This window comes from Senegalia sp. (in: firmicutes), from assembly GCF_052088025.1.
Lineage (GTDB): Bacteria > Bacillota > Clostridia > Tissierellales > SIT17 > Anaeromonas.
In genome coordinates, this window is record NZ_JBQCYD010000028.1 from 1 (window position 1) to 2854 (window position 2854).

A 2854-nucleotide genomic window follows, 5' to 3' on the forward strand; every position below is an offset into this window, starting at 1 on the left:
TATAAGAATAAAGGTGAAGCAATATTTTTTAGAAGCTGTAAATAACTTTTTATTTGAGATAGAAAAAGAATTATATTGATGATTTAAAATAAAAGGGAAGAAATAGGATATATGATATATTCTATTCTTCCCTTTTATTCTGATTATTTTTATTATAAAAATCAATAACATACCATATAAGAAGGCTTATACCTAGTATAAAAGAAATATAAATATAAAAGTTTAAAAAAATTGGAGTGTAAGATAACATTCGTATAAAGTCTTCTTCACCCCAAACATTATTATTTATCCCAGCAATAGCAGCAGATAAATATTTTGTACTATACAGTATAGCAGATATTAAAAGAAATACACTTCCAGTTATTATTCTTACCATAATCAAACACCCCCTATCTTTTATATTTTTTTAAAATCACATAAAACCTAGCAAATAATAAATCAAATAAGAATAAGGAAAAATACATATAAGCAATGTGATTAAACTTCAAATAAAATTTCATGTTTTCTATTGGAGGATAAATTGAATTGTAATTAGCATAACTATAACTTACCTAGAATAAAAGCTATAACAATAAAATACACTACAAAAATAGACAAATCATAAAATGTTTTTAAAGAAAATAGGGGAGCATCTTCAAAATTAAAACCACCTAATTTATATGTAATTTTCTGTAATGATAATGCCGAAACTATTATAATTATTTCTTTTAAAAAACTCATATTCTCCTCCTTTCATTAAGGCTTAAAGAACTAATTGTTATCTATATTTTACCATATATTACACTCATCCACCACACCGAACACATGTTTGACACATGCCTTTTCTTATAGTATAATTTTCCTATAGAAAGAGGTGATTTTTTTGGATGTATTAGATAAGCTTAGAATACTTTCTGATGCTGCAAAGTATGATGTTTCTTGTTCTTCTAGTGGAAGTGATAGAAAGAATAAAAAAGGTGGAATGGGTTCTGCCAGTATAAATGGAATATGCCACAGTTGGTCTGATGATGGAAGATGTATCTCTCTTCTTAAAATACTTATGACAAATTACTGCATATATGACTGTGCTTATTGTATAAATAGAAGCTCAAATGATTTAGAAAGGGCAACACTAACACCTGATGAAATAGTGGATTTAACTATAAATTTTTACAAACGAAATTATATAGAAGGATTATTTCTAAGTTCTGCAATAATAAAGTCACCTAATCATACTATGGAGCTCATATTAAGGGTTGTAAAAAGACTTAGAGAGGTTGAAGGTTTTAATGGTTATATACATACAAAAGCCATACCCCATGCCGACAAGAGAATAATAGATGAAATAGGCCTATATGTAGATAGGATGAGTATAAATATAGAATTGCCTTCTGAAAAAGGACTTAAATTACTAGCTCCAAATAAGACAAGTAAAAGCATATTAACACCCATGGGAAATATTAAGGATAGGATCATTCAAACAAGAGAAGAAAAGAAAAAATTTAAATATGCAAATTCCTTTGTACCAGGAGGACAAAGCACCCAGCTAATAGTTGGTGCAACTGATGACAATGATCTAAAGATACTTAAATTAACAGAAGGTTTGTATGATGGATATAATTTAAAAAGAGTATATTATTCTGCCTTTGTACCAGTTTCTAAATCACCCAATTTACCTATAATTGATTCACCACCTGTCATTAGAGAAAATAGGTTATATCAAGCAGATTGGCTACTTAGGTATTATAATTTTAAGGCAGATGAATTATTATCTGATAAAAATCCTGATTTTGATCTATTACTTGATCCCAAATGTGATTGGGCACTTAGAAATATAGAACATTTTCCAGTAGAAATAAATAGGGCTGATTACAATATGCTTTTAAGAGTACCAGGAATAGGGGTTAAATCTGCTAGAAGGATTGTAGCTGCAAGAAAATTTAGAAATCTTGATTTCTATAATCTAAAGAAATTAAATATAGTACTTAAAAGAGCCAAATATTTCATAACTTGTAGTGGAAAGCACTATGGTATTAGTTCTATGAATTCAGATATAATAAGAGATAAACTTATATATGCTACAAATAGAAATCAAAATGAAAAGCAATTATCCATTTGGGAATTGGGTGGATTGTCATGATAAATCATTACATATATGATGGCTCTTTTGATGGACTTTTATCTTCAATATATAATGCATATTATAATAAGGATAAGCCAGATAAGATAATAGATAATGAAAAAAGAGAAGATAATTTCTTAGTCAGGGAAATATTAATAGAATCTCACGAGGAAAATGCTAAAAAAGTATATCATGCAATAATTAATAAAATTTCTAATTCAGCATTAAAAAAGATATATTATGCCTACCTTTCTGAAATAGATGGTATTGAAAGTGATATACTTGAATTTGTAAGATTAGGCTTTAAAATAGGGGCAGATATTGAATCAAATTTAGCTAATCCTATTGTATTAAAGATAGAAAATATATATAAAAGAGTAAGTCGAGAGAGACATAGGATGACAGGTTTAATCCGCTTTAAAGAACTTAAAAACAACATATTATATGCAGAAATAGAACCAGATTACAATGTAATAGGTGTATTAGCTCCATATTTCACAAATAGACTTGCAAATGAAAATTTCATAATTCATGATAAAAAAAGAAAGCTAGCTGTATTTTACAATAAGAAAGAATGGATCATAAAGGAAGTAGATGGTGATTTAAATATAAACTTTGATAAAAGTGAAGAGGACTATCAAAGCTTATGGAAGATGTATTTTAAATCCATATCTATAAAGGAAAAGATGAATCCAAAACTTCAAAGAAGTAATATGCCAAAGAAATATTGGAAATATCTAATAGAAAAAGGGG

The 2854-nt window shown here is 27.6% G+C and carries 4 protein-coding genes; 2 read left to right on the plus strand and 2 right to left on the minus strand.

The window, feature by feature from the left end; translation table 11 throughout:
* Positions 1-121 precede the first annotated feature (121 nt).
* Entirely contained in the window at positions 122-376 is a 255-nt protein-coding gene (locus tag ACTHUW_RS08590) for a hypothetical protein (RefSeq protein WP_442213044.1), read from the minus strand.
* Between the two features lie 164 nt (positions 377-540).
* Complete coding sequence (locus tag ACTHUW_RS08595; RefSeq protein ID WP_442197917.1) at positions 541-720, minus strand: hypothetical protein; 180 nt, start codon at positions 718-720, stop codon at positions 541-543.
* Between the two features lie 142 nt (positions 721-862).
* Between ACTHUW_RS08595 and ACTHUW_RS08600 the strand changes: the two genes are divergently transcribed.
* The gene (locus tag ACTHUW_RS08600) at positions 863-2119 is read left to right on the plus strand and encodes a putative DNA modification/repair radical SAM protein (protein ID WP_442213046.1); all 1257 of its coding nucleotides are present in this window, start codon (positions 863-865) and stop codon (positions 2117-2119) included.
* A partial coding sequence (locus ACTHUW_RS08605; RefSeq protein ID WP_442213049.1) for a TIGR03915 family putative DNA repair protein occupies positions 2116-2854 on the plus strand: 739 nt, incomplete at its 3' end. The genes ACTHUW_RS08600 and ACTHUW_RS08605, both read left to right, overlap by 4 nt.